Origin of the sequence: Curvibacter lanceolatus ATCC 14669, from assembly GCF_000381265.1 — a bacterium.
Classification (GTDB): Bacteria; Pseudomonadota; Gammaproteobacteria; order Burkholderiales; family Burkholderiaceae_C; genus Curvibacter; species Curvibacter lanceolatus.
The window spans coordinates 256,724-280,534 of sequence record NZ_KB906255.1; the positions used below are offsets into that span (position 1 = coordinate 256,724).

Below are 23,811 nucleotides of genomic sequence, written 5' to 3' on the forward strand. Positions count from 1 at the left end.
CAAACGGTTATCCACAACCTGAAGGGCTGAAGCCCCTGCCCCCGCATTAGGGCCATGTCGCAACTGGCAAAGACCTTCAAAATGTGCTTGTACTTGTCGCAACCATGAAATGTTGCGATAATCGCGGGTTTCCCCGATGCAGCAGTCACTGCGGTGCTTGCTTGGGTCGGGCGATTAGAACAAGGCCCCTGGTTTGGGCGCGGTTTGCAGCGATGTCGTCAGGCTTGGGTTTGGCGGTGTTGCACGAGCAGTGCATGAACGAATGGCCAGAACTGAACCTCTAGGAATTCATCATGAAACGCACTTACCAACCTTCCAAAATCCGTCGCGCCCGCACCCATGGCTTCCTGGTCCGCATGAAGACCCGTGGTGGTCGTGCCGTGATCAACGCACGCCGCGCCAAGGGCCGCAAGCGTCTGGCTGTCTAAGCCAGGCATTGCCTGGTGAACTCCGGGCTGCTCGCGTGCAACGGCTGAAAACCCGTCCGCAGTTCCAGGCCGCGATGGCGGGCGGTACGGTGTCTCGCACACCGCACTTTGCCTTGCACCGCCTGGTGCTCTCCGCCGACGCTGTCGCGTCGCCGGTTCGGCCTCAAGAAGGGCCTGATGTTTCGTCTCAGCGAAATGATCAGGCTCTTTTTGTCGTTCCTGGATCGATTCCTGGGCAGCCCTGGCTGGGGGCCATGGTGCCCAAGCGCTGGGCCAAGCGGGCCGTGACCCGCAACACCATCAAGCGCCAGATCTATGCGCTGGGGGCCGAATTCGAGCCTCGCCTGATGGTCGCTGCCCATGTGGTGCGTTTGCGTTCCGGCTTTGACCGCAAGCAGTTTGTCAGCGCCACCTCCGATGTGCTGCGTCAAGCCGTGCGGGCCGAGCTGAACCAGTTGTTCCGGCGCGCCTGTATCTCGCCATCGCGCCCCGCGCCGGTGGCGTCTGCTCCCGCTTCGACAGAGCCTGGAGCGACACCATGCTGAAGCGTGTTCTGATCGGTCTGGTTCGCGGCTATCGCCTCTTGTTGAGCCCCTGGCTGGGCTCGGCCTGCCGGTTCGAACCGACCTGTTCTGTCTATTCGCTGCAGGCCCTGGAGCAGCACGGTGCTGCGGCTGGCAGTTACCTGACCCTGCGGCGTCTGGTACGCTGCCACCCCTGGTGTGCCGGTGGATCCGACCCGGTACCCGCCGAGCGTCCCCGGCTGTTCACGCTGGGCGGCGCCTCTGGCTGTGCCCCCATTTCCCAACATTCTTCGCAAAAGAAGTCTTCATGAACGACATTCGCCGCACCATCTTGTGGGTGATCTTCGGGTTCTCCATGGTCCTGTTGTGGGACAAATGGCAGGTCCACAACGGCAACAAGGCCATGTTCTTCCCGACCAGCGCCCCTGCGGCCACGGCCGCGGCAGAAGGCGCAGCCAAGCCCTCGGTGGCCGGCAGTGCGGCCGTTCCCACCTCTGCCACCAACGCAGCGGCCCAACTGCCGGCGGCTGGCACGGTGGCTGCGCCGGCTCCCCGCCAAGCGGTCGAGGTCACCACCGACGTCTTCAAGCTGACCTTCGACAGCGAGGGCGGCTCCCTGGTCAAGGCTGAGTTGCTGAAGTACTCGGACGTCGAGAACAAGGACCGCGCGGTGGCCTTGCTGGACGACAGCAAAGACCGCGTCTACGTGGCGCAGACCGGCCTGATCGGTGGTGGTTTCCCCACCCACAAGACCCCGATGAATGTGGTGCCCGGCCCCCGTACTCTCAAGGACGGCGAGAGCGAGCTCAGCGTGCGCTTTGAGTCGCCTGACCTGGGCGGCGTGAAGCTGATCAAGACCTACACCCTGCGCCGCGGTGCCTATGACATGGCCGTGAAGCACGAAGTGCAGAACACCGGCAGCGCTGCCGTGACGCCGCAGATCTACTTCCAACTGGTGCGCGACGGCAACAAGCCGCCAGGCGAGTCCTCGTTCTATTCCACCTTCACCGGCCCGGCCGCCTACACCGAAGCCAAGAAGTACCAGAAGGTTGAATTCAAGGACATCGAAAACGGCAAGGCCGACATCCAGAAGGAATCGGCCAATGGCTACGTTGCCATGGTGCAGCATTACTTTGCCAGTGCCTGGCTGCTGGCCGACGGCGTGCAGCGCGATCTGTTCATGCGCAAGGTCGACACCAATCTGTACTCGGTGGGCATGATCACCACCCTGCCCAGCATCGCTCCGGGTGCGAGCCAATCGCTGGAAGCCCGCTTCTACGCCGGCCCTGAGGAAGAAAAGAAGCTTGAAGCCCTGAGCCCCGGCTTGGAACTGGTCAAGGACTACGGCTGGCTGACCATTCTGGCCAAGCCGCTGTACTGGCTGCTCGACAAGATCCATGGCCTGCTGGGCAACTGGGGTTGGTCGATCGTGGGCCTGGTGGTGCTGCTGAAGGCTGCTTTCTTCTGGCTCAACGCCAAGGCCTATTCCAGCATGGCCAAGATGAAGGCGATCAATCCCAAGATCACCGAGATGCGTGAGCGCCTGAAGGACAAGCCGCAGCAGATGCAGCAGGAGATGATGCGCATCTACCGCGAGGAAAAGGTCAACCCCATGGGGGGCTGCTTCCCCATCATGATCCAGATCCCGGTGTTCATCGCGCTGTACTGGGTGCTGCTGTCCAGCGTCGAGATGCGCAACGCGCCCTGGATTCTGTGGATCACCGATCTGTCGGCCAAAGACCCGCTGTACATCCTGCCCGTCATCATGACCGGCACCTCGCTGCTGCAGACCTGGCTCAACCCCACCCCGCCGGACCCGATGCAGGCCAAGATGATGTGGATCATGCCCCTGGTCTTCAGCGTGATGTTCTTTGCCTTCCCGGCTGGTCTGGTGATGTACTGGATCACCAACAACATCCTGTCCATCGCCCAGCAATGGGTGATCAACAAGCGGCTCGGCGTGAACTGAGCCCAGCCCTGAACTTCGGTTCGATCGAGGCCGTCCAGCGCAAGTTGGCCGGCCTTTTTTGATGAAAGAGCCCCACCATGCTGGCCCGCCAATCCGACCCCATCGTTGCCATTGCCACCGCCCCCGGGCGCGGTGCCGTGGGCATCGTGCGCATCAGTGGCCCCGACGTCCGGCCGCTGGTGCAGGCCTTGTGCGGGCGCGCCCTGCGCCCCCGTGAGGCCACCTACCTGCCCTTGCGCGACGCCCAGGGCCAGCCCATCGACCATGGCCTGGCGCTGCACTTTCCGGCGCCGAACTCCTACACCGGCGAAGACGTGCTGGAGCTGCAGGCGCACGGCGGCACCGTGGTGCTGCAATTGCTGCTGGCGCGTTGCCTGCAGGCGGGTGCCGAGGTCGATTCCGCCACCGGGCAGCCGCGTCTGCCGGGCCTGCGGGTGGCCCAGCCGGGCGAGTTCACCCAGCGTGCCTTTCTGAACGACAAGATCGACCTGGCCCAGGCCGAGGCCATCGCCGACCTGATCGATGCCAGCACCGAGGCCGCGGCGCGCAGCGCCGGGCGTTCGCTGTCGGGCGAGTTCTCGCGCGAGGTGCAGCAACTGCGCGATGCGCTGATCCACCTGCGCATGCTGGTCGAGGCCACCCTGGATTTTCCCGAAGAGGAAATCGACTTTCTGCAAAAAGCCGATGCCCAGGGCCAGTTGGACCGCCTGCGCGCCAGCCTGCAGCGTGTGCAGCAGCGCACCCGCCAGGGCGCCTTGCTGCGCGAGGGCATCAAGGTGGTGATCGCGGGCCAGCCCAACGCCGGCAAGTCCTCTTTGCTCAATGCCCTGGCCGGGGCCGAGTTGGCCATCGTCACCCCAATCGCCGGCACCACCCGCGACAAGGTCGAGCAGACCATCCAGATCGAGGGCGTGCCCATCCACGTGATCGACACGGCTGGCCTGCGCGACAGCCACGACGAGGTCGAACGCATCGGCATCGAGCGTGCCTGGGGCGAGATTGCCGCCGCCGATGCGGTGCTCTTTCTGCACGACCTGACCCGGGCCGCGCAAGCCGACTACCAGGCGGCCGATCAGGCCATTGCCGACACACTGGCCAGCACCCTGGCGGCCCGGGTGCCGGTGCTGCATGTCTGGAACAAGCTCGACCAGGCCGCCGAGTCGGCCGACCGGGCCCCGTCGGGCTTGCGGCTGTCGGCCCGCACCGGCCAGGGCCTGGACCTGGTGCGCCAGCAACTGCTGCAGGTCGCCGGCTGGCAGTCGGCCCCCGAGGGCGTCTACATTGCTCGCGAGCGCCATGTGCAGGCGCTGTTGCGGGTGCAGGATCACCTCGATCAGGCCCAGGCCTGCCTGAGTGCCCAGGCCCAGGCGCTGGACTTGCTGGCCGAAGAACTGCGCCTGGCCCAGGGTGCCCTGAACGAGATCACCGGCGAGTTCACGCCCGACGATCTGCTGGGCGTGATCTTCTCCAAGTTCTGCATCGGCAAATAAGACGGCACTGTGCCGTCTGTCCCAGGCATCGGGGCACGGCCACCGTTCTAGACTGGGGCCCTTTCACCGCCCTGCTGCGCCATGCCCACTTCTCTGCCTTCACAGCGCCCACGCCTGAGCGTGTGCATGATCGTCCGCGACGAAGCCGCCAACCTGCCCGGCGCCCTGGGCTCGGTGCAGGGCGTGGCACAGGAGCTGATCGTCGTCGACACCGGCAGCACCGACGACAGTGCAGCGATCGCGCAGGCCCTGGGTGCCCGGGTGCTGCACTTTGCCTGGTGTGACGACTTTGCACGCGCCCGCAACGTGGCCCTGGAGGCCGCCACCGGCGACTGGGTGCTGTGCCTGGACGCCGACCAGCAGCTCGACCCGGCCAGTCTGCCGGCGCTGGAGCGGGCCCTGCAGCGCCAGGACGTGCTGGCCCAGAGGGTCACCATCGAGCTGCTCACGGCGGCGGCCGATGACCGGGCCAACCCCTTGAAGGACGGGCGTGCGCTGGCCGTGTTGCAGTCGTTTCCTCAGCTGCGCCTGTTCCGGCGCGATGCGCGCATCCGCTTCCAGGGCCGGGTGCATGAGGATGTGGCCGACAGCCTGCTGGCCATCGGCAGCAGCCATTGGCCCGAATCGGGTGTCAGCCTGTGTGACCACGGCTACGTGCAGGCCGGCGAGCGCGAGCGCAAGCGCGCACGCAACCTCGCCCTGTTGCAGCGGGTGCACGAGGAGGCGCCCGATGCCCTCTACCCGGCCTACAAGCTCGCCATCTCGCTGCCGGCCCACCAGCAGGCTGAGCAGGCCGCCCTGCTGCAGGCCACCCTCGAGCGGGTGCTGCAACTGCCAGTGGCCGAGCAAAGCGCCCTGCCCTTTCTGCCCCAGCTGCTGGCCCGCACCGTCGAGGCCTGGGTGAACCAGGGGCGCCTGCTCGAGGCGGCGCGGGTCTGCCAGCGTCTGCTCGATCTGCATGGCCCGGTGTTCGACTTCACCACCGGCTGTGCCTGGGCGCGTGCCGGGGAGTGGGCGCCAGCGCGCCAAAGCCTGCTGCGCTACCTGGCCGCACCGGTCCAGGCCCATCACGCGGCCTGGCAGAGCGATGCGCAAGCCAGCCCGGCCCAGGCCTGCTGGTGGCTGGCCTGGATGGCCCGCCAGCAAGGTGATTTCGCGCAGGCCCAGGCCCATGTGCAGCAGGGCTTGCGCAGCGCCACGCCGCAGCAGCGGGCGCCGCTGGAGGGCGAAGGCGCCGAAATCCTGCTGGCCCAGTGTGAATGGGTGGCGGCCGCCCAGGCCATCGGTGCCATGCAGGCTGGCCCAGAGGCCCCGGCGGCCGCGCTGAGCGAGCGCCTGCGCGTCAGCGCCCGCCTGGCGGAGCTCACGGGGGACCTGCCCACGGCCCTGACCCTGGCGCAGTCGGCCCTGGTGCCAGGCCAGGATGCCGCCGCCGCCTTGCTGGCCACCCTTGAGATCCAGGCCGGGCAGGTCGACCTGCCGCGTCTGCAGCACCACCACCAGGCGCTGGCCGGGCAGTTCTTCGACACCCTGGCCCTCAAGCTGCTGATCGCGCGGGAGTTGGGCGAGCCCTGGCCGGCAGACCTTCCTGCCGCCACCCAGGCCCTGATTGCACCCCCTGTTTGAGGGGTTTGAAACAATTGTTTCTTAATGTGCGTTGAGGCGCCGCTTGCCTTGTGCGCTTTGTGTGACGGCGTTACCTTCGGCGCATTATGTTTCCACCCTTGCCCGCTGTGGCCAAAACCGATCTCCAGGGCCTGTTGGCGGCCCTGGCTCACGCGCCGCCCGAAGACCGTCTGGAGCTGAACCTGTCGGCCTTGCAATGGGACACCCTGGCCGCCTACCTGCAGCCCCTGGCCCTGGCCTCCGCAGAGGTGCTGTTTCACAAGGACGTGCTCGACCGCACGCTGTACCTTGTGGAGAGTGGCACGCTCAGCGTGCACCTGGAGGACGACAAGGGCCGTTTGCGCCTGGCCATGGTGGGGGCTGGCTCGGTGGTGGGCGAGGGGGCCTTCTTCTCCCACCAACCCCGCAGCGCCACCGTGCAGGCGAACAACGCCTGTCAGTTGTGGGCGCTCAATCCCTTGCGCTTTGCCGAGCTGGCCAACCGCCAGCCGGCGCTGGCCCTGGCCTTGAGCCTGGCCCTCGGATCGGTCATGGCGCGGCGCATGCGCCAGCGGCGCCGCCGCGTGGCCAGCACTTGAGTTCCCCTCACTATTCATCGTCAAGTCAGGTTTTCGGGCTACCCTTGAGCACTTTGTAAAGGAATGCGTCGATGTCCCTGCTTGCGTGGCTGTTTGGCAAAAAGCCCCCGCGTGCCCTGCCCGACTCCTCGGGCCTGCAGCACATGGACCACACCCGCCCGCTGCACCCCAGGCCAGGCCATACCCCGCCCCCCAAAGACAAGCCCAGGTCGGAAGCCCCGGCCCATGAGGCCCAAACCCCGCAGCGCAAAAGCGAGCGGCACGGTCGTCGCGAATTGCTCTACGGCGTGGTGCGCGACACCATGGCCCGGGTCGGGGTGTTGTCGTCGCGTTACAAGTTCAAGGTGCTGTCGCTGGATCAGCAGGGGCGCCAGTTCCTGGTGATGATGGACATCTCGCCCGACGTCACCAGCGACAACATGCGCCTGAGCGAGATCGAAGTGCTGCTGGCCCAGACGGCCAGGGCCCGCCACCAGATCCTGGTCACGGCGGTGTACTGGCGCCTCAACAACCATGTCTCGACCGGCCTGTCGCCCGAGCGCCGGGCGGCGGTGGCGCAGGCGGTCCATGCGCCGGTGCCTTTGGCGCCCCAGGCGTCAGAGGTGTCCCATGCTGCGCCGCGCTTCGAGCCCATCCAGTCGGACGAGGTGGCCGCCTTCCACAAGGCCCTGGCCGAGATCGGTGCGGCCCAGCCCACGGTCGGGCAGACCTTGCAAAGCGGGCCACGCATGCCCGCCCAGCCCACAGGCTTTGAAGACACAGAAAGAATCCCCGGGCACGATCCCGAGGATTCCCGCCCCCAGGCCCTGAGCAACACCCAGTACGGCGATCTGTGACGCCGCGGGTTGTCAGTGGCCTTCGAAATCCACCAGCGTGAACAGCGGCAGCCCGCTGTCCACCAGCCGTTGTGATCCACCCAGCTCCGGCAGGTCCACGATGGCCGCCCCCTCGGTGACGACGGCGCCCAGTTTCTCCAGCAGACGGCGCCCCGCCATCATGGTGCCGCCCGTGGCAATCAGGTCGTCGATCAGCAGCACCCGGTCACCGGGCTTGACGGCGTCGGTGTGCAGTTCCACCGTGGCGCTGCCGTACTCCAGCTCGTAGGTCTCCTCCACCGTGGTGAAGGGCAGCTTGCCTTTCTTGCGGATGGGCACAAAGCCCACGTTCAGCTCGTAGGCCACCACGGCCCCCAGGATGAAGCCACGTGCGTCCAGGCCGGCCACCACGTCCGGGCGCAGCGCCGGGTCCAGGTAGCGGTGCACAAAAGCATCGATCAACACGCGGAACACCCGCGGGTTCTGCAGCAAAGGGGTGATGTCGCGAAACTGCACGCCCGGGGCGGGCCAGTCCGGCACGGTCCGGATGTGGTCTTTCAGGTATTGGCTGACATGCAGCGAAGATTCGGCACGGTTCATGGCTGGGCGGGCTTCGCAGGAAGCCCTTGTCTGTTCGATGTGGCCCGCATTCTGCCCGCAAAGCCGTGCCTTCGGCGCCTGGCTCGGTGCAGGGCCTGGGGGCGGAGGCGCGCCCCGGGCCGCTTGCTTTCTGTTTCAAAGTCGCGCACATAATCCCATTCGATTTCTCTGGCTGCCTCAGCCCCTCCCTACCTTATGGCGATCGCCCTGTTGTTGATTGAGCGCGATGATGCGCACCGCAGCGCCCTGTGCGACATGCTGGCACGCGAGCATCCGTCCTGGCACGTGGCGGTGGCGGGCTCCGTGGCCCAGGCACAGGGCCACCTGCAGCAGGGGGCCTTTGATGTGGCCCTGGTTGGCCGCCAGCTGCCCGATGGTTCGGCCTTCGACCTGCTGGCTGCGCTGGGTCAGATCCCGGCGGTGATCATGGTCGAAGAAGGCGGCGAATGGGCGGCCGCCCGGGCCTTGCGCGAGGGCTTTGCCGATTACCTGATCCAGGACGCCCGCCTGGGCTACCTGCTCACCGTGCCGGGGCAGGTGCTCAGTGCGGTCGACAAGGCGCGGCTGGAGCAGGCCTTCCAGCAATCTGCCGCCTTGTCCGAGATGGCGCTGGAAGGGGCCGATCTGGGTTTCTGGCAGCGCAACCTGATCACGGCAGAGGTCCGGCTCAGCCAGCGCTGGCTGGAGATGCTGGGCCTGGACGGCCCGCAGGCCCAGAACACGGTCCACACCTGGCAGCGTCTGGTTCACCCTGATGACTGGGCCTTGGTCCAGGATGCCTTGAACGACTACCTGGCTGGCACGCAGGCCGCCTATGAAGCCGAGTACCGCATGCGCCACCGCGACGGGCACTGGATCTGGGTGGCCAGCCGGGGGCGGGTGGTCGATTGGACCTCCACAGGGCAGGCCAGGCTGATCAGTGGCACCTACATGGACGTCACGGCTCGCCATCGCGCCGACGTGGCCTTGAACCGCCAGCACCGGCTCTTGCAGGCCCTGTCGCGGGCCCAGAGCGCCTTCATCGCGCATGCCGAACCCCACGCGGCCTTCGAGGGCATGATGGGCTTTGTGCTCGAGATCACCGGTGCCCGGGCGGCGGGGCTGTTCGAGTGCGTGTCAGGCACCGGGCAGGCGCCGCAGTGGTCCGTGCAGGCCCTGGTCGGCGCCCTGCCGCAGGCCTTCCCGGCCTGGATGGCGCAGGTGCTCGGCCCAGGGGCGGCACCGGGTCGCGTCCAGCAGGCCTCGGCCGAGACCGAGATCGGCGACCGGCGCTGGCAAGTGATCCCGGTGGCCTCGGCAGGCCGCGTGGTGGCCTGTGTCGGCCTGGTGTTCGAGGCCTCGGTGGCCAGCCCGGACCTGGTGGAGCTCGAGCCCCTGCTCAACACGGCCAGCCAGTTGCTGCTGGCCTGGCGGGCGCGCCAGGAGCGGCGCCAGGCCCAGGAGCAACTGCGTGAGGCCACCGAACAACTGGCCCAGAAGACCCGGGCCCTGGAGGTGACACTGGACACCATCAGCCAGGGCATCGCGAGCTTTGACGAGCAAGGCGTGTTGCGTTTCTACAACCGCCGATTCCAGGAATTGCTGGAGGTGCCCGAGCCTGTGTTGCGCCCCGGGGTGACCGCGGAGGAGTTGCTGCAGTTCCAGGTTGCGCGCGGCGATCTGGGGCCAGGCTATGAGCTGCTCTCGCCAGAGGCCCGGGCGGGCCTGGTCGCCCATCCTCATACCGACGGCCGTGACCTGCCTGATCAGTACCTGCGGCGCACGGTCTCGGGCCGTGTGCTGGAGGTCCGCTCGCGTCCGCAGCCCGGTGGCGGCTGGGTGCGCACGTTCAACGACGTCACGCCCTACGTCGACACCCAGGAGGCCTTGCGCCTGAGCGAGGAGCGCTGGCGCCATTTGAGCCTGCTGTCCTCCGACTGGTATTGGGAGCAGGACGCCGACTTCCGTTTTGTGCGCATCGATGGCCAGCACGATGGCCGCAGCGGGTTGATGTCCACGCAGGTGCTGGGCCGCACCCGGTGGGAAATCGATGCGCCCAACCTGACCGAGGCCCAGTGGGCCGAGCATCGCCGCACCCTGCAGGCCCACGAACCTTTTCAGGATTTTGAGATGCAGCGCTTCGGCGCCGGCGATGGCCTGGGGCGCTGGGTGTCGGTCAGCGGCGCACCTCTTTTTGATGCCCAGGGCCAGTTCAAGGGTTATCTGGGGGTCGGGCGCGACATCACGGAGCGCAAGAGGAGCGAGGCCATCATCGAGCGCCTGGCCTTCTATGACGAGCTCACCGGCCTGCCCAACCGGCGCCTGCTGTTGCAGCGCCTGGGCCATGCCTTGAGCGCCTGCGGACATGGCGAGCGGCACGGCGCGCTGTTGTTCCTCGACCTCGACAACTTCAAGGACCTCAACGACACCCTGGGCCACGACCGCGGCGACCAGTTGCTGAGCCAGGTGGCCACCCGCCTGGTGGCCTGCGTGCGGCCTGATGACACGGTGGCGCGGCTGGGCGGCGACGAGTTCGTGGTGGTGCTGGACGACCTCGGGCGGAAGCCGGCCGGGGCGGTGGCCGCCTCGGAGGGGGTGGCGCAGAAGATCCTGCTGGCCCTCAACCAACCCTATCCGATCGGCGACAGCCTGCACCACAGCACGCCCAGCATCGGCATCGCCTTGTTCAGCGATGCGGGCCTGACCCCGGATGAACTGCTCAAGCGGGGCGACCTGGCCATGTACCAGGCCAAGGCCGCCGGGCGCAACACCCTGTGTTTTTTCGACCCCGGCATGCAGGAGGCCGTCAGCGCCCGCTCGGCCATGGAGTCCGACATGCGCCAGGCCCTGCAGCGCGGCGAGTTCCGCCTGCTGTACCAGCCCGTGGTCGATGGGCGTGGCCGCATCCTGGGGGTGGAGGCCCTGGTGCGCTGGAACCACCCGCAGCGCGGCCACATCTCGCCGGCCGAGTTCATCCCGCTGGCCGAGAAGACCGGGCTGATCCTGCCGCTGGGGCGCTGGGTGCTGCAGACAGCTTGCCGCCAGCTCGTCAGCTGGTCTCGCAACCCCCGCATGGCGCACCTCACCATGGCCGTCAACGTCAGTGCGCGCGAGTTCCGCGACCCGGCGTTCGTCGAGGCCGTGGTGGCCGTGCTGGAGCACACCGGGGCGCAGCCCCAGCTGCTCAAGCTGGAGCTCACCGAGAGCCTGCTGCTCAACGATGTCGAGGACATCATCGCCAAGATGACCCGGCTGCAGATGCGCGGCGTGGGCTTCTCGCTGGATGATTTCGGCACCGGCTACTCCAGCCTCAGCTACCTCAAACGCCTGCCGCTGGACCAGCTCAAGATCGACCAGTCCTTTGTGCGCGACGTGCTCACCGACCCCAACGACGCCACCATTGCCCGCACCATCATTGCGCTGGCGGCCAGCCTGGGCCTGGCCGTGGTGGCCGAGGGCGTCGAGACCGAAGGGCAGCGCGCCTTCCTGATGCGCAATGGTTGCGAAGCTTTTCAGGGTTATCTGTACAGCCGCCCTGTCCCCGCGGTGGCTCTCGAGGCTTGGGTAATCAATGGGTACAATGAATCATAAATATCGTTTTAGACTGAAATTAATTGTTATAAATGCTTGATTCGGCTCATTTGTGCTCGTAATATGCGAGTCGGGGCCTGGCTGAAAAACTGTTTTCAGGGGCTCCAAAGGACCACCCCATGTCAAGCGAAGGCCTTACATCGAGCGAGTGCAGCCTGTTGCCAGGGGCGTCAGGCCCTGCTTGCGACGAGTCGTTGCTGCGGGCCACATTGTTTGATCAGGCACCACTGGGCCTGTCCCTGTTGGTGGCCGGCCAGCCCCGGCTGGTGAACCGGCGCTTTGCCCGCATGCTCGGAGGCGATGGCCATGAAGCCTCGCTGGAGCCCTCTCAGCTGCGCCAGTGCTGGCCCACGTTCTGGCCCCAGTTGCGTGGTCTGGGCGAAGACCATCGCATCGTGGCCTGCGACCTGGCCAACGGTGTGAATTTCAATGGGCGGGCCTTCTCCTGGCGTGTTCCGGCACTGGGGCCGGACGCCGAGATCATCACCCTGGTCAATGCCAGCCAGCTCGACTGGATCAGTTTTTCGGTCGACTGGCAGGCGCGCATGCTGGCGCAGGCCGAGGGCATGTGCCGCACGGGTTCGGCGGAGCTGGATCTGGACCATGGGCTGGCGGTGGTCTCGCGCGGGCTGGGTACGCTGCTCGGGCACACCCTGCCCGTGGGCGGCATCGCCGCCTGGCGGTTGCTGCGCTGGGTACCGCCGGAAGAGCGCGGCTACGTGGCCTCGATCTGGGGCGCGGCCATCGACGACGAGCCCTTCGAGTTTCAGCACCGCCTGATGCGGGCCGATGGCTCGCGCCTGGAGATCCTGCACCGCGGCATGGTCGAGACCGGGCCGGATGGCCGCCGCCATGGCTACCTGATCCTGCAGGACATCACCGCCCAGCGCGAGGCCGAGCACCGCATCCAGGAACTGGCCAACCACGATGAGGTCACGGGCCTGGCCAACCGCAATCAGCTGCTGGACCGCCTGGACGCCGCCGTGCATGCGGCCAGCTGGGACCCGCGCCCCATCACCCTGCTGTCCATCCACATCGAGCAGATCGATCAGCTCTCACAGTCCATGGGCTATGGCGCGGGGGACGCCATGGCCATGGCGGTGGCTGCACGCCTGAGCGCCCTGGGCGGCGCCGAGCATGTGGTGGCCCGGGTGGGCGGCGGCGAGTTTGCCCTGTTGATGGGCGAATGCCCCGACAGTGCAGACGATCAGGGCGCTGCCGGCCGCGAGCTGGCGCGTTGCGTGGTGGAGGCCTTGAGGCGGCCCGAACGCCTGGGTTTTGCCGAGATCGTGCCGGTGCCGCAGGTGGGGGTGGCCCGTTTTCCGGCCGATGCCGACACCGCCAGCCGCCTGCTGGAGGCGGCCCAGACCGCGCGCCAGGGCGTTGAGGGCACAGGGGATCAGATCGCCTTCTTCACGCCGCAGATCAACGAGCAGGCCAAACGTCGCCTGGCCATCGAGGCGGGGCTGCGCCATGCGGTCGAACGCGATGAGCTGCAGCTGCGCTTTCAATTGCAGATCGACCTGGCCAGCGGCCTGGCCATGGGGGCCGAGGTGCTGCTGCATTGGCACAGCCGGGACTTGGGCGAAGTGCCTTCTGAAGAATTTCTGCCCGTGGCCCGCCACACCGGCCTGATCGTGATGCTGGGCGACTGGCAGCGCGAAGCGGCCTGCACCTTGCTGCAGAACTGGCTGCACGAAGGCCTCAAGCCCCTGCGCCTGGCGCTCAACCACTCGGCGCTGCAACTGCAGCAGCCCGACCTGGTGGCCAAGTTCCAGACGGCCCTGCTGTCACATGGCCTGCCCTCGGTGCTGATCGGCATGGAGGTGTCCGAGCAGGCCTTGATGGCGGGCTCGGCCGACATGGCGCGCAAGCTGGCCGAGTTGCGCGCCCTGGGCATCGAGATCACGCTCGATGACTTTGGCACCGGCTCCTCCAACCTCAGCCTGCTGCGCAGCCTGCCGGTGGATGTGCTCAAGGTGCACCGCTCCTGTGTGCCCGATGTCACGGCCGCCTCCGGCGCGGTGTCGCTCACACGGGCCATCATCAACATGGCGCACAGCCTGCAGATGAAGGTGCTGGCCGAAGGCGTGGAGACCGATGGGCAGTTGGCCCTGCTGGTGGCCAACGGGTGCGACCGCATCCAGGGCCAGGCCTTCAGCCCGGTGGTCGATCTGGCCACGCTGGAGAATCAGCTGCGTGCCGGCGCCGTGCGCCTGCCCGAACGCTTCATGCGCCGCCAGCGCGAGCGCACCCTGCTGCTGGTGGACGATGAGCCCAACATCGTGGCCGCGCTCAAGCGCCTGTTCCGCCGCGATGGCTACCGCATCGTCACCGCCGGCAGCGGCGCCGAAGGCCTGCAGCGCATGGCCGAGTACGAGGTGGATGTGGTGCTGTCCGACCAGCGCATGCCGGGCATGACCGGGGTCGAATTCCTGCGCCGGGCCAAGGAGCTGTACCCCGACACGGTTCGCATGGTGCTGTCGGGTTACACCGAGCTGCAGTCCATCACCGATGCCGTCAACGAAGGCGCCATCTACCGCTTCCTGACCAAGCCCTGGGACGACGAGCGCCTGCGCGTGCATGTGCAGGAGGCCTTCAGCCAGAAAGGCATGGCCGACGAGAACCGGCGGCTGGCCCTGGAGGTGCGCGAAGCCAACGAGGAGATGGCGGTGCTCAATGGCCGTCTGGAGCGCGTGCTGAGCAACCAGCAGGCGCAGTTGGGGCTGGAAGCCTCCCGGGCAACGGCCGCCCGCGACATGCTGGACCTGCTGCCGGTGCCCGCTTTTGGCATCGACCCGGAGGGGCTGGTGGTGATGGCCAACCTGGCGGCGCAACAAATGTTGGGCGCCGAGCGTTTGCTGCTGGGGCAGTGCGCTGTGAGCGTGCTGCCCGCGCAGTTGTCCTTGTTGTGGGAGCAGCCGGTCGAGCAGGTCCTCGATTTTGAATGGTCGGGCAGGCGCTGGCGTGCTCACGCTCGACCTTTTGGCGCATCTGCCCCCAGGGGACATTTGCTGGTTTTCAACGAATTGGCCTGACGATCCATGTCCACAGAGATTTTGATCCCTCTTGACGAGGCGAACCCGCCGTCACCTGCCTTGCTGCCAGCCAGCCCGGCGGCTCGGCTGCACGCCGCAGAGCACCCTGATGCCCCGCCCACCCCGGGTGAGCGGCTGGCCTATCTGTTTCGCCGCTGCCAGGCGCACCCCCTGCGCCAGGTCCTGGCCGACCACCGCGGAGTCCACGAATGAACCTGCCCCACGTTCTGCCGCTGGACCGGGCGCATTGCATCGAGCAGGTGCGTGCCTTGCCCTCGCTGCCAGCGGTGGTGGTTCAGCTCATGTCCTTGCTGCAGCAGCAGGATGTGAACCTGGACCCGATTGCCGAGACCTTGTCGCTGGATCAGGCCTTGGCGGCCAAGGTGCTGCAACTGGCCAATTCGCCGTTCTATGGGATGTCGGGGCGCATCACTTCAATCCGGGATGGCATCAACATCCTGGGTCTGCGTCCCTTGGGTACCCTGGTGCTGGCCGCGGTGCTGACCGTGCAGTTCGACCAGTTGCATGGCAAGGCCCTGCACCTGGACGAGTTCTGGCGCCATTCCATCGCCAGTGCCGTGGCGGCGCGTGCCTTGGCCGAGTCGCAGGGGCTGGACGAGTCCTCCGCCTTCACAGCCGGCTTGCTGCACGATGTCGGTCTGCTGGTGTTGGACAGCCTCTACCCGATCGAGATGGCTCAGGCCCTGCAATGGGCTGTCGAACATGATGCCCCGCACCTTCAGGCCGAGCAGGCCTTGCTGGGGGTGTCGCATGCCGAGGTGGGGGCCTGGCTGGCCCAGCACTGGCATTTTGCGCCCGAAGTGGTCGAGGCGATTGCAGGGCACCACCACCCGTCTGACAGCGCGCAGCTCAGCCTCACGGACTTGGTGCACGGTGCCAACACCCTGGTGCATGCCCTGGACCTGGCGGGTGTGGCCCATGAAGCCGTGCCTCCGCTGCAGCCTGGGGCCTGGGGTCGGATGGCCTCCGTGCGCCAGCATCTGCCGCGCCTGCTGCCCCGCATCGAGCAGGAGTTCGAACAACTGCGGGCGATTCTCCGCCCCACTCAGGAGATTCCGGCATGAACACCGCATCCCCCGACAACGGCCTGCCCGAAGTGCTGCTGGACCAGATGTCCATGGACCAGGTCCGTGCCATGGTCAGCGAGCTGCTCAAGGCCAACGAGGAGCTCAAAGAGCTCAATGGCAAGCTGTCGGATGCCCGCACCAAGCTGATCCAGTCGGAGAAGCTGGCCTCCATCGGGCAACTGGCTGCCGGGGTCGCGCACGAGATCAACAACCCCATCGGTTTCATCTTCTCCAACTTCAGCACCCTCGAGAAGTACCTGCAGGACCTGTTCCAGATGCTGTCGGCCTATGAGCAGGCCGAAAGCGAGCTGGGCAGCAGCCCGGTGGCCGCCCGTCTGCGCGCCCTGTACGAAGAACTGGAGATCGAATACCTCAAGGACGACATCCCCAGCCTGATGAACGAGTCGCGCGACGGCATCCAGCGCGTGCGCAAGATCGTGCAGGACCTGAAGGATTTCTCCCGCGTCGATGCACGCCAGGAGTGGGAATGGGTCAACCTGCACAACGGCCTCAACTCCACGCTCAACATCGTCAACAACGAAATCAAATACAAGGCCGACGTGGTGCGTGAGTTCGGCGAACTGCCCGAGGTGCAGTGCCTGCCCTCGGAGGTCAATCAGGTGTTCATGAACCTGCTGGTCAATGCGGCCCATTCGATCACCGCCGAGCGCGGCACCATCACGCTGCGCACCGGGCATGAGGGGGCCGAGGTGTGGGTTGAGGTGGCCGACAACGGCTGTGGCATCGCCCCCGAGAACCTGTCGCGCATCTTTGACCCCTTCTTCACCACCAAGCCGGTGGGCCAGGGCACGGGCCTGGGGCTGTCGCTGTCCTATGGCATCATCCAAAAGCATGCCGGGCGCATGGAGGTCAGCTCCCAGTTGGGGCAGGGCACCCGCTTTCGCATCACCCTGCCGGTGCGTCAGGCGCAGCCGGCCTGAGGACATTCATGGAAGAGACCCCTGTTGCCAACCCCGCCAGCGCCTCGATGGTGTCCTGGAGCGTGCTGTGCGTGGACGACGAACCCAGCATCCTGTCGGCCTTGCGCCGGGTGCTGCGCGCCGAGGGCTGCCGCATCCTCACCGCCGGCAGTGGGGCCGAGGCGCTGGCGCTGCTCGAAGCCGAGCCGGTGGATGTGGTGGTCAGCGACATGCGCATGCCCGTGATGGATGGCGCCCGCCTGCTGGCCGAGGTGCGCGCCCGCTGGCCCGGCACCGCCCGGGTGCTGCTCACCGGCTATGCCGACATGGATGCCACCATCCTGGCCATCAACGAGGGCCAGATCTACCGCTACATCCACAAGCCCTGGGACGAGACCGAACTGCGCCTGACCGTGCGTCAGGCCGCCGAACGCCAGTTCCTGCAGCGCGAGCGCGACCAGTTGCAGCAACTCACCCAGGTACAGAACGAAGAACTCCAGGTGCTCAATACCGGTCTTGAGCAACGGGTGGCCGAACGCACGGCCGAGCTGGGCGTGGCGCACGACAGGCTCAAGAAGAACTACCTCACCACCATCCGCGTGTTTGCGGGCTTGCTCGAAATGCGCAATGGCCTGCTGGGCGGCCATGGCAAGCGGGTGGCCGATCTGGCGCGACGCATTGCCGTGGCCATGGAAGTGCCCAGCGACCAGGTGCAGGACATCTTTGTCGCGGGCCTGCTGCATGACATCGGCTTCATGGCGGTGCCTGACACCCTGCTGGCCAAGCCGGTGGGCCGCTACACGCCCGACGAAATGCAGCTCTATCAGCGCCATGCCGCGCTGGGTGCCCAGTCCCTGATGGCGCTGGACGACATGCAGACCGTGGCCGGCCTGATCCGCGCCCACCACGAACGGTTTGACGGCAAGGGCTACCCCGACAAGATTGCAGGCAGCGCCATCCCCTTGGGCAGCCGCATCCTGGCGGTGGCCGACACCTGGGACGACCTGCTGCAGGGGCACCTGACCGGGGCCCAGCTCAAACAGGCCGAGGTCCAGACCCTGATGCAGCGCGCCCGTGGCATCCAGTTCGACCCCGAGGTGGTGGACGTGATCCTGCAGCTGACCCAGGTCGAAGTGCCTCGGGTGGTCAAACTCCAGCCGGTCAACACCGATGGCCTGGCCCCGGGCATGGTGCTGGGCAAGGACTTCACCACCCCCGAGGGCGTGGTGTTGCTGGCGGCGGGGCAGAAACTCACCCAGGGACTGATCGACCGCATCCGGCGCTATGAGCAGTCCGAGGGGCGGCCGTTGGACCTGGCCGTGCGCGAAGCAGCCTGAGCCTGCGCTCCTTCAGCTGATCATCCCCGCAACAGCTTTTCCTCGGCCAGGGCCAGGGGTTCGGGGCGGCCGGACAGCACCAGCGTGTCGCCGGGCAGCAGGGGGGTGTCGTCCGCGATCGGCGCCAACTGCCCGCCGTGGCGGCGCAGGCTGAGCACCCGCACCCCCATGGCCTGCAGGGCCAGGTGGCCCAGCAGCCGGCCGGCCTGGCGGCTGGCTTCGGGCAGGGTGACGGTGTGCAGGCGCTCCTGATCGCGTTCGAGACCCGTGTCGTCGTCGGCCCCGTGGAAGTAGCCCCGCAGCAGGTTGTAGCGTGCATCGCGCTGGTCCTGCACCACGCGGATCACTCGGCGCATGGGCACCCCGACCAGGGCCAGGGCGTGGCTGGCCAGCATCAGCGAGCCTTCGATGGCCTCGGGCACCACCTCGGTGGCGCCGGCGGCCTGCAGCTTTTCCAGATCGTGGTCGTCCTGGGTGCGCACGATCACCGGCACATGGGCCGCGTGCGAGCGCGCATTGGCCAGCACCTTCAGGGCGCTGGGCACTTCCAGGTAGGTCACCACCACCGCGCTGGCCCGGGCCAGGCCCGCGGCCATCAGGGCCTGCAGCCGGGCCGCATCGCCAAACACCACCGAGTCTCCGGCGGCGGCCGCCTTGCGCACCCGGTCGGGGTCGAGGTCGAGCGCCATGTAGGGTATGCCTTCGCGCTCCAGCATGCGCGCCAGGTTCTGGCCGCAACGGCCATAGCCGCAGATGATCACGTGCTTGCTGGTGTTGATCGATTTGCGCGCAATGGTGGTCATCTGCAGCGACTGCTGCAGCCATTCGCTGGCCACCAGCTTCATCACGATCCGGTTGCTGTACATGATCAGAAACGGCGTGGCCAGCATCGACAGCACCATGGCCGCCAGGATCGGGTTGGTCAGCTCGGGCGACAGCAGCTTGTGCTCTTGCGCCAGCGACAGCAGCACAAAGCCGAACTCACCGGCCTGGGCCAGGTACAGGCCGGTGCGCAGAGACACCCCGGCCGTGGCGCCCAGGGTGCGGGCCAGCACCGCCACCAGGGTGAGCTTGAGCAGCACCGGCATCAGCAGCAGCACCAGCACCAGGCCCCAGCGCTCGAGCACGATGTGCCAGTCCAGCATCATGCCGATGGTGATGAAGAACAGCCCCAGCAGCACGTCGTGGAAGGGGCGGATGTCGATCTCCACCTGGTGCTTGTATTCGGTCTCGGACACCAGCATGCCGGCAATGAAGGCACCCAGTGCCAGGCTCAGCCCGGCGGTCTCGGTGAGCCAGGACAGGCCCAGGGTGATCAGCAGCAGGTTGAGCATGAACAGCTCATCGCTCTTGCGCCGCGCCACCAGGGTGAGCCACCAGCGCATCACGCGCTGGCCCCCCACCAGCAGCAGGGCCACCAGCGCACCGGCCTTCAGCATGGCCACGCCCAGCTCGGTCAGCAATTGGTTGGGCGGGCTGCTCAGGGCCGGGATCAGCACCAGCAGGGGCACCACGGCCAGATCCTGGAACAGCAGCACGCCCATCACACGCTTGCCGTGCTCGCTCTCCAGCTCCAGCCGCTCGGCCATCAGCTTGACCACGATGGCCGTGCTGCTCATCGCCATGGCCCCGGACAGGGCCAGGGCCGTCTGCCAGCCCATCTTCCAGAGCGTGGGCGCCAGCACCGACAAGAACAGCGATCCCAGCGTGCCCAGGCCGATCGTCAGCAGCACCTGCAGCAGGCCCAGGCCGAACACATGGCGGCGCATGGCGCGCAGCTTGGGCAGGCTGAACTCCAGCCCGATCGCGAACATCAGGAACACCACCCCGAACTCGCCCAGGTGGCGGACCCCCTCCGAGTTCTGGGCCAGGGCCAGTGCATGGGGGCCGATCAGCACGCCCGCGATCAGGTAGCCGAGCATCGGGGGCAGCTTCAGGCTGCGGCAGCCCACCACGCCCAGCACGGCGGCCAGCAGGTAAAGCAGCGTGAGTTCCAGTGAGGTCATAGCGTTCGATACTAGCCCACGGAGGTTGCGGGCATGGTGCGGTCGATAAAATCACCGGCATGACATTTGATCCCCAACAGGTGCTGAGCCGCGCCTTGCAAACCTTTGACATCGAGGCCGCTGCGGTCCAGGGCCTCAAGGCCCGCACCGGGGCCGCGTTTGTGGAGGTGGTGCGGCGCATCCTGGCCACGCAAGGGCGCGTGGTGGTCACCGGCATGGGCAAGAGTGGCCATGTGGGCCGCAAGATCGCCGCCACCCTGGCCTCCACCGGCACGCCAGCCATGTTTGTGCACCCGGCCGAGGCCAGCCACGGCGACCTGGGCATGATCACCGCAGCCGATGTGGTGCTGGCCATCTCCAACAGCGGTGAGTCGGCCGAGCTGGACGCCATCTTGCCGGTGGTCAAGCGCCTGGGGGCCTTGCTGATCGGCATGACCGGCGGCGCTCAGTCATCTCTGGCGCGCCATGCCGACTTGGTGATCGACAGCGGTGTCGAAGCCGAAGCCTGTCCCCTCAACCTGGCGCCCACCGCGAGCACCACCGCCCAGATGGCCTTGGGCGATGCCCTGGCCGTGGCCCTGCTGGAAGCCCGGGGCTTTGGCGCCGAAGACTTTGCGCGCTCCCACCCGGGCGGGGCCCTGGGCCGCAGGCTGCTCACCCATGTCGGTGATGTCATGCGCCGCGGGGATGCCGTGCCCCAGGTCCGGCCCGAGGCCCCTTTCCTGGAGCTGATGCGTGAGATGAGCGTCAAGGGCCTGGGCGCCTCGGCCGTGGTCGATGAGGCCGGCGCCGTGGTGGGCATCTTCACCGATGGCGATCTGCGCCGCCTGATCGAGCAGGGCGTGGACCTGCGCGGCGTGGTGGCCCGCGAGGTGATGCACCCGCGCCCACGCCGCATCCGCAGCGATGCGCTGGCCGTCGACGCCGCCAGCCTGATGGAGCAGCACAGCATCACCAGCGTGCTGGTCTGCGAACCCGACGATACCCTGGTGGGCATCGTGCACATCGGCGACCTGATGCGCGCCAAGGTCATCTGAGAAAGCCTGTTGTGAACCCTTCTGCCCCCGCCTCTGTGGCCGCCCTGGCGCCCCTCGCGCCCTTGCTCCCCGCCCTGCGCTTCGACCCCGAGCTGCTGCTGGCCGCCCAGGGCATCAAGGTGGCCTTCTTCGATGTCGACGGTGTGCTCACCGACGGCGGCCTGTATTTCAGCGAGGCGGGCGAGACGCTCAAGCGCTTCAGCACCCTGGATGGTCATGGCCTGAAGCTGCTGCCCCGCGCCGGCATCACCCCGGTGGTCATCACAGGCCGTGATTCGCAGCCGCTGCGCCGGCGCCTGCAGGCCCTGGGCATCACCCATGTGCATTACGGCACCGAAGACAAGCGGCCGGCCGCCGAGCAGACCCTGCAGGCCCTGGGCCTGGACTGGTCGCAGGCCGCCGCCATCGGCGACGACTGGCCCGACCTGCCCGTGCTGCGCCGCTGCGCCTTGGCCGCCGCGCCGGCCAATGCCCACCCCGAAGCCCTGGCCTGCGCCCGCTATGTCACCCGGCTGCGTGGGGGCGAAGGGGCCGGGCGTGAGTTCTGTGACCTGCTGCTGGTGGCCAGCGGCCGCTACGCCGGCCTGCTGCAGGACGCCGCCTCATGAGCACCGCCACCCTGCCACGGCGCCGGCCCGCCCTGGGCCTGTTGCGCCTGCTGCTCGATCACCTGTCCATCTACCTGCCGGTGATGCTCATGGGCGTGCTGGCCCTGGGCACCTACTGGTTGGTGCGCACCACCCCGGTGTTCTCCCCCGCCGGCCCGCAGCAGGCGCCGCGTCACGAGCCCGACTATTTCATGCGCGACTTCGCGGTCAAGACCTTTGACCCGCAGGGCCGCCTGAAAAGCGAGGTGCGCGGCACCGAGGGGCGCCATTACCCCGACACCGACACGCTGGAGATCGACCAGGTCCATCTGCGCTCCTACAGTGCCGAGGGCCAGGTCACGGTGGCCACCGCCAAGCGGGCCTTGAGCAACAGCGACAGCACCGAGGTGCAGCTGTTCGGCAATGCCGTGGTGGTGCGTGAGCCTTTCACCGACGCCAGCGGGCGGGTGGCGCCGCGCATGGAGTTCCGCAGCGAGTTCCTGCACGCCTTCACCGACACCGAGAAAGTGCGCAGTCACCTGCCCGTGGTGCTGATCCGTGGCGATGACCGTTTCACCGGCGACACCATGGATTTCGACAACCTGGCCCGCACCCTCGAACTGCGCGGCCATGTGCACGGCACCCTGGTGCCGGGTGTGGCCGTGAAGCCCAGGCGCTGAGGGCCGCATGAGCCCGCAACAGCGTCCCCTGGTGTTCATCACCGGTGCCTCCAGCGGCATCGGCCAGGCCCTGGCCTGGCGGTTCCACCAGGCTGGCTGGCGCCTCGCTCTGGTGGCGCGGCGCCACGCCGAGATGCAGGCCTGGGCCGAGCAGCAGGGCTTGGCCCCTGAGCGCTACGCCCTCTACCCGGCCGATGTGTCGGTGACCGATGAGATCGTGGCGGCGGGTCAGGCCTGCCTGCAGCAACAGGGCTTGCCCGATGTGGTGGTGGCCAATGCCGGCATCAGCGTCGGGGTGGACACCGCCGAGCGCGAGGATCTGGCGGTGCTGGCCCGCATCTTTGCCACCAACAACATCGGTCTGGCGGCCACCTTCCACCCTTTCATCACTGGCATGGTCCAGCGCGGTGCCGGCACCCTGGTCGGCGTGGGCAGCGTGGCCGGCATCCGTGGCCTGCCGGGCCATGGTGGCTATTGCGCCAGCAAGGCCGGCGTGATCAGCTATTGCGAGAGCCTGCGCGGTGAAATGCGCCCCCATGGCGTGAAGGTGGTCACGATCTGCCCCGGCTATGTGGACACGCCCCTGACCCGCCAGAACCGCTACGGCATGCCTTTTCTCATGAGCCCCGAGGCCTTCGCCGAGAGCGCTTACCGGGCCATCCTCGCGGGCGTGCGATACCGCGTCATTCCTTGGCAGATGGGGGTGGTGGCCAGCTTGTTGCGCGCCCTGCCCAATGCCTGGTTCGACCGCCTGTTGGTGGGCCGTCCTCGCAAGCACCGGCAGTCATCGCAGGGCTGAGCCCGGGCCGTCCAGCGGCAAGCCCCAGTTTGGCGCTGTGGGTGGGCCCCCCAAAGAAAAAGGCTCCCTGGGGAGCCTTTTGCCTGCCTGGTTGAACGCCCAGGTGCGTACTGTTCAAAACCGATCAGTAGCTGTTGCCGCCGCCGTAGCCGCCGCCGCCACCACCGCCGTAGCCGCCACGGCCACCGCCGTTGCCGCCACGCGGGCCAGCGCCGTAGGGGCTGCGGAAGCCGCCTTCGCCGCCACCACCACCGCTGCGGCCACCGCCGAAGCCGCCACCACCGCCGCCGCTGCGGCCGCCACCACCGTAGCCGCCACCACCGCCGCCGCCGCCGAAGCCGCCACCGCTACGCGGGGGACGGGGTTCCATCGGGCGGGCTTCGTTGACCACCACGCTGCGGCCACCGAGGGATTGACCGTTCATGCCGTTGATGGCGGATTGTGCTTCGGCGTCGCTCGCCATTTCCACAAAGCCGAAACCCTTCGAGCGGCCGGTGTCACGCTCCATCATGACCTTGGCGCTGGTCACAGCACCAAATTGGCCAAAAGCCTGTTCCAGGTCGTTGTCGCGCACCGAGTAAGGCAGGTTGCCTACGTACAGTTTGTTGCCCATCAAGGGACTCCTCAAAAACACATTAACAAAGCGATGGAGTCCCGAAAACGCACACTTCGGACGCGAACCTGACCGATCACCGCAAGCTTGCATGGAATCGAAGCCA

21 protein-coding genes are annotated in these 23,811 nt (G+C 67.3%); 18 read left to right on the top strand and 3 right to left on the bottom strand.

Features of this window, described 5'->3' with window-relative positions; translation table 11 throughout:
* Window positions 1-293: 293 nt before the first annotated feature.
* From rpmH to F624_RS0108085, 8 genes are all read left to right on the top strand, one after another.
* Window positions 294-428 (top strand): 50S ribosomal protein L34, encoded by a 135-nt coding sequence (gene rpmH, locus F624_RS0108050; RefSeq protein WP_006299042.1) that lies wholly within the window; start codon window positions 294-296, stop codon window positions 426-428.
* A gap of 35 nt (window positions 429-463) precedes the next feature.
* On the top strand, window positions 464-973 hold the full coding sequence (locus tag F624_RS0108055) for a ribonuclease P protein component (RefSeq protein WP_031254478.1): 510 nt from the start codon (window positions 464-466) through the stop codon (window positions 971-973).
* Entirely contained in the window at window positions 967-1,263 is a 297-nt protein-coding gene (gene yidD / locus F624_RS0108060) for a membrane protein insertion efficiency factor YidD (protein WP_019573779.1), read from the top strand. Before F624_RS0108055 ends, yidD begins: the two co-directional genes overlap by 7 nt.
* Window positions 1,260-2,921 (top strand): membrane protein insertase YidC, encoded by a 1,662-nt coding sequence (gene yidC, locus F624_RS0108065; RefSeq protein ID WP_019573780.1) that lies wholly within the window; start codon window positions 1,260-1,262, stop codon window positions 2,919-2,921. The genes yidD and yidC overlap by 4 nt, the downstream gene beginning before the upstream one ends.
* Window positions 2,922-2,998: 77 nt before the next feature.
* Window positions 2,999-4,411 (top strand): tRNA uridine-5-carboxymethylaminomethyl(34) synthesis GTPase MnmE, encoded by a 1,413-nt coding sequence (gene mnmE / locus F624_RS0108070; RefSeq protein ID WP_019573781.1) that lies wholly within the window; start codon window positions 2,999-3,001, stop codon window positions 4,409-4,411.
* 126 nt (window positions 4,412-4,537) lie between these two features.
* Window positions 4,538-6,037 carry a glycosyltransferase family 2 protein gene (locus F624_RS33345; protein ID WP_019573782.1) on the top strand — a complete coding sequence of 500 codons (1,500 nt, stop codon included), beginning with the start codon at window positions 4,538-4,540 and terminating at the stop codon, window positions 6,035-6,037.
* 86 nt (window positions 6,038-6,123) lie between these two features.
* Window positions 6,124-6,615, top strand: a complete 492-nt coding sequence (locus tag F624_RS0108080; protein ID WP_019573783.1) for a cyclic nucleotide-binding domain-containing protein — start codon at window positions 6,124-6,126, stop codon at window positions 6,613-6,615.
* A 71-nt stretch (window positions 6,616-6,686) separates the two neighbouring features.
* Window positions 6,687-7,451, top strand: coding sequence for a hypothetical protein (locus F624_RS0108085; RefSeq protein ID WP_019573784.1), 765 nt, complete (start codon window positions 6,687-6,689; stop codon window positions 7,449-7,451).
* Window positions 7,452-7,463: 12 nt separating this feature from the next.
* Here the strand turns inward: F624_RS0108085 and F624_RS0108090 are convergent, their stop codons facing one another.
* Complete coding sequence (locus tag F624_RS0108090) at window positions 7,464-8,030, bottom strand: adenine phosphoribosyltransferase (RefSeq protein ID WP_019573785.1); 567 nt, start codon at window positions 8,028-8,030, stop codon at window positions 7,464-7,466.
* Window positions 8,031-8,225: 195 nt separating this feature from the next.
* Here F624_RS0108090 and F624_RS34000 point away from each other — a divergent pair, with 195 nt between their 5' ends.
* The 6 genes from F624_RS34000 to nosR all read left to right on the top strand — a co-directional run bounded on the left by F624_RS34000 (window position 8,226) and on the right by nosR (window position 17,983).
* Entirely contained in the window at window positions 8,226-11,600 is a 3,375-nt protein-coding gene (locus tag F624_RS34000; protein WP_019573786.1) for an EAL domain-containing protein, read from the top strand.
* A 119-nt stretch (window positions 11,601-11,719) separates the two neighbouring features.
* The gene (locus F624_RS33350) at window positions 11,720-14,638 is read left to right on the top strand and encodes an EAL domain-containing protein (protein WP_084679452.1); all 2,919 of its coding nucleotides are present in this window, start codon (window positions 11,720-11,722) and stop codon (window positions 14,636-14,638) included.
* Between the two features lie 6 nt (window positions 14,639-14,644).
* Window positions 14,645-14,851: a hypothetical protein gene (locus tag F624_RS34765; protein ID WP_157443373.1), complete on the top strand. Its 207-nt coding sequence runs from the start codon at window positions 14,645-14,647 to the stop codon at window positions 14,849-14,851.
* A complete protein-coding gene (locus F624_RS0108110; RefSeq protein ID WP_019573789.1) occupies window positions 14,848-15,723 on the top strand; it encodes an HDOD domain-containing protein in 876 nt (291 codons plus the stop codon). Before F624_RS34765 ends, F624_RS0108110 begins: the two co-directional genes overlap by 4 nt.
* Window positions 15,720-16,667 (top strand): ATP-binding protein, encoded by a 948-nt coding sequence (locus tag F624_RS0108115; RefSeq protein WP_019573790.1) that lies wholly within the window; start codon window positions 15,720-15,722, stop codon window positions 16,665-16,667. Before F624_RS0108110 ends, F624_RS0108115 begins: the two co-directional genes overlap by 4 nt.
* 8 nt (window positions 16,668-16,675) lie before the next feature.
* Entirely contained in the window at window positions 16,676-17,983 is a 1,308-nt protein-coding gene (nosR, locus tag F624_RS0108120) for a response regulator c-di-GMP phosphodiesterase, NosR family (protein WP_019573791.1), read from the top strand.
* 20 nt (window positions 17,984-18,003) lie between these two features.
* On the opposite strand, the gene F624_RS0108125 is transcribed toward nosR, so the two are convergent.
* Window positions 18,004-19,989 carry a monovalent cation:proton antiporter family protein gene (locus F624_RS0108125; RefSeq protein ID WP_019573792.1) on the bottom strand — a complete coding sequence of 662 codons (1,986 nt, stop codon included), beginning with the start codon at window positions 19,987-19,989 and terminating at the stop codon, window positions 18,004-18,006.
* A 59-nt stretch (window positions 19,990-20,048) separates the two neighbouring features.
* On the opposite strand from F624_RS0108125, the gene F624_RS0108130 reads away from it, so the two are divergent.
* Genes F624_RS0108130 through F624_RS0108145 form a run of 4 tightly spaced genes read left to right on the top strand, consistent with a single transcriptional unit; the run spans window position 20,049 to window position 23,092 of the window.
* The gene (locus F624_RS0108130; RefSeq protein WP_019573793.1) at window positions 20,049-21,026 is read left to right on the top strand and encodes a KpsF/GutQ family sugar-phosphate isomerase; all 978 of its coding nucleotides are present in this window, start codon (window positions 20,049-20,051) and stop codon (window positions 21,024-21,026) included.
* An 11-nt stretch (window positions 21,027-21,037) separates the two neighbouring features.
* A complete protein-coding gene (locus F624_RS0108135) occupies window positions 21,038-21,634 on the top strand; it encodes a KdsC family phosphatase (protein ID WP_051107347.1) in 597 nt (198 codons plus the stop codon).
* Window positions 21,631-22,293 carry an LPS export ABC transporter periplasmic protein LptC gene (gene lptC / locus F624_RS0108140; protein ID WP_019573795.1) on the top strand — a complete coding sequence of 221 codons (663 nt, stop codon included), beginning with the start codon at window positions 21,631-21,633 and terminating at the stop codon, window positions 22,291-22,293. The genes F624_RS0108135 and lptC overlap by 4 nt, the downstream gene beginning before the upstream one ends.
* Window positions 22,294-22,300: 7 nt before the next feature.
* Window positions 22,301-23,092: an SDR family oxidoreductase gene (locus tag F624_RS0108145; protein ID WP_019573796.1), complete on the top strand. Its 792-nt coding sequence runs from the start codon at window positions 22,301-22,303 to the stop codon at window positions 23,090-23,092.
* Window positions 23,093-23,216: 124 nt separating this feature from the next.
* Here the strand turns inward: F624_RS0108145 and F624_RS0108150 are convergent, their stop codons facing one another.
* Entirely contained in the window at window positions 23,217-23,705 is a 489-nt protein-coding gene (locus F624_RS0108150; RefSeq protein ID WP_019573797.1) for an RNA recognition motif domain-containing protein, read from the bottom strand.
* Window positions 23,706-23,811 lie beyond the last annotated feature (106 nt).

Coding starts and splice junctions, on each gene's coding strand:
- F624_RS0108115 (WP_019573790.1), top strand. CDS start 15,720: ATGAACACCGCATCCCCCGACAACGGCCTGCCCGAAGTGCTGCTGGAC.
- rpmH (WP_006299042.1), top strand. CDS start 294: ATGAAACGCACTTACCAACCTTCCAAAATCCGTCGCGCCCGCACCCAT.
- yidD (WP_019573779.1), top strand. CDS start 967: ATGCTGAAGCGTGTTCTGATCGGTCTGGTTCGCGGCTATCGCCTCTTG.
- F624_RS33345 (WP_019573782.1), top strand. CDS start 4,538: ATGATCGTCCGCGACGAAGCCGCCAACCTGCCCGGCGCCCTGGGCTCG.
- F624_RS0108150 (WP_019573797.1), bottom strand. CDS start 23,705: ATGGGCAACAAACTGTACGTAGGCAACCTGCCTTACTCGGTGCGCGAC.
- F624_RS34765 (WP_157443373.1), top strand. CDS start 14,645: ATGTCCACAGAGATTTTGATCCCTCTTGACGAGGCGAACCCGCCGTCA.
- F624_RS0108085 (WP_019573784.1), top strand. CDS start 6,687: ATGTCCCTGCTTGCGTGGCTGTTTGGCAAAAAGCCCCCGCGTGCCCTG.
- F624_RS0108090 (WP_019573785.1), bottom strand. CDS start 8,030: ATGAACCGTGCCGAATCTTCGCTGCATGTCAGCCAATACCTGAAAGAC.
- F624_RS34000 (WP_019573786.1), top strand. CDS start 8,226: ATGGCGATCGCCCTGTTGTTGATTGAGCGCGATGATGCGCACCGCAGC.
- F624_RS0108080 (WP_019573783.1), top strand. CDS start 6,124: ATGTTTCCACCCTTGCCCGCTGTGGCCAAAACCGATCTCCAGGGCCTG.
- yidC (WP_019573780.1), top strand. CDS start 1,260: ATGAACGACATTCGCCGCACCATCTTGTGGGTGATCTTCGGGTTCTCC.
- mnmE (WP_019573781.1), top strand. CDS start 2,999: ATGCTGGCCCGCCAATCCGACCCCATCGTTGCCATTGCCACCGCCCCC.
- F624_RS0108110 (WP_019573789.1), top strand. CDS start 14,848: ATGAACCTGCCCCACGTTCTGCCGCTGGACCGGGCGCATTGCATCGAG.
- lptC (WP_019573795.1), top strand. CDS start 21,631: ATGAGCACCGCCACCCTGCCACGGCGCCGGCCCGCCCTGGGCCTGTTG.
- F624_RS0108130 (WP_019573793.1), top strand. CDS start 20,049: ATGACATTTGATCCCCAACAGGTGCTGAGCCGCGCCTTGCAAACCTTT.
- F624_RS33350 (WP_084679452.1), top strand. CDS start 11,720: ATGTCAAGCGAAGGCCTTACATCGAGCGAGTGCAGCCTGTTGCCAGGG.
- nosR (WP_019573791.1), top strand. CDS start 16,676: ATGGAAGAGACCCCTGTTGCCAACCCCGCCAGCGCCTCGATGGTGTCC.
- F624_RS0108145 (WP_019573796.1), top strand. CDS start 22,301: ATGAGCCCGCAACAGCGTCCCCTGGTGTTCATCACCGGTGCCTCCAGC.
- F624_RS0108125 (WP_019573792.1), bottom strand. CDS start 19,989: ATGACCTCACTGGAACTCACGCTGCTTTACCTGCTGGCCGCCGTGCTG.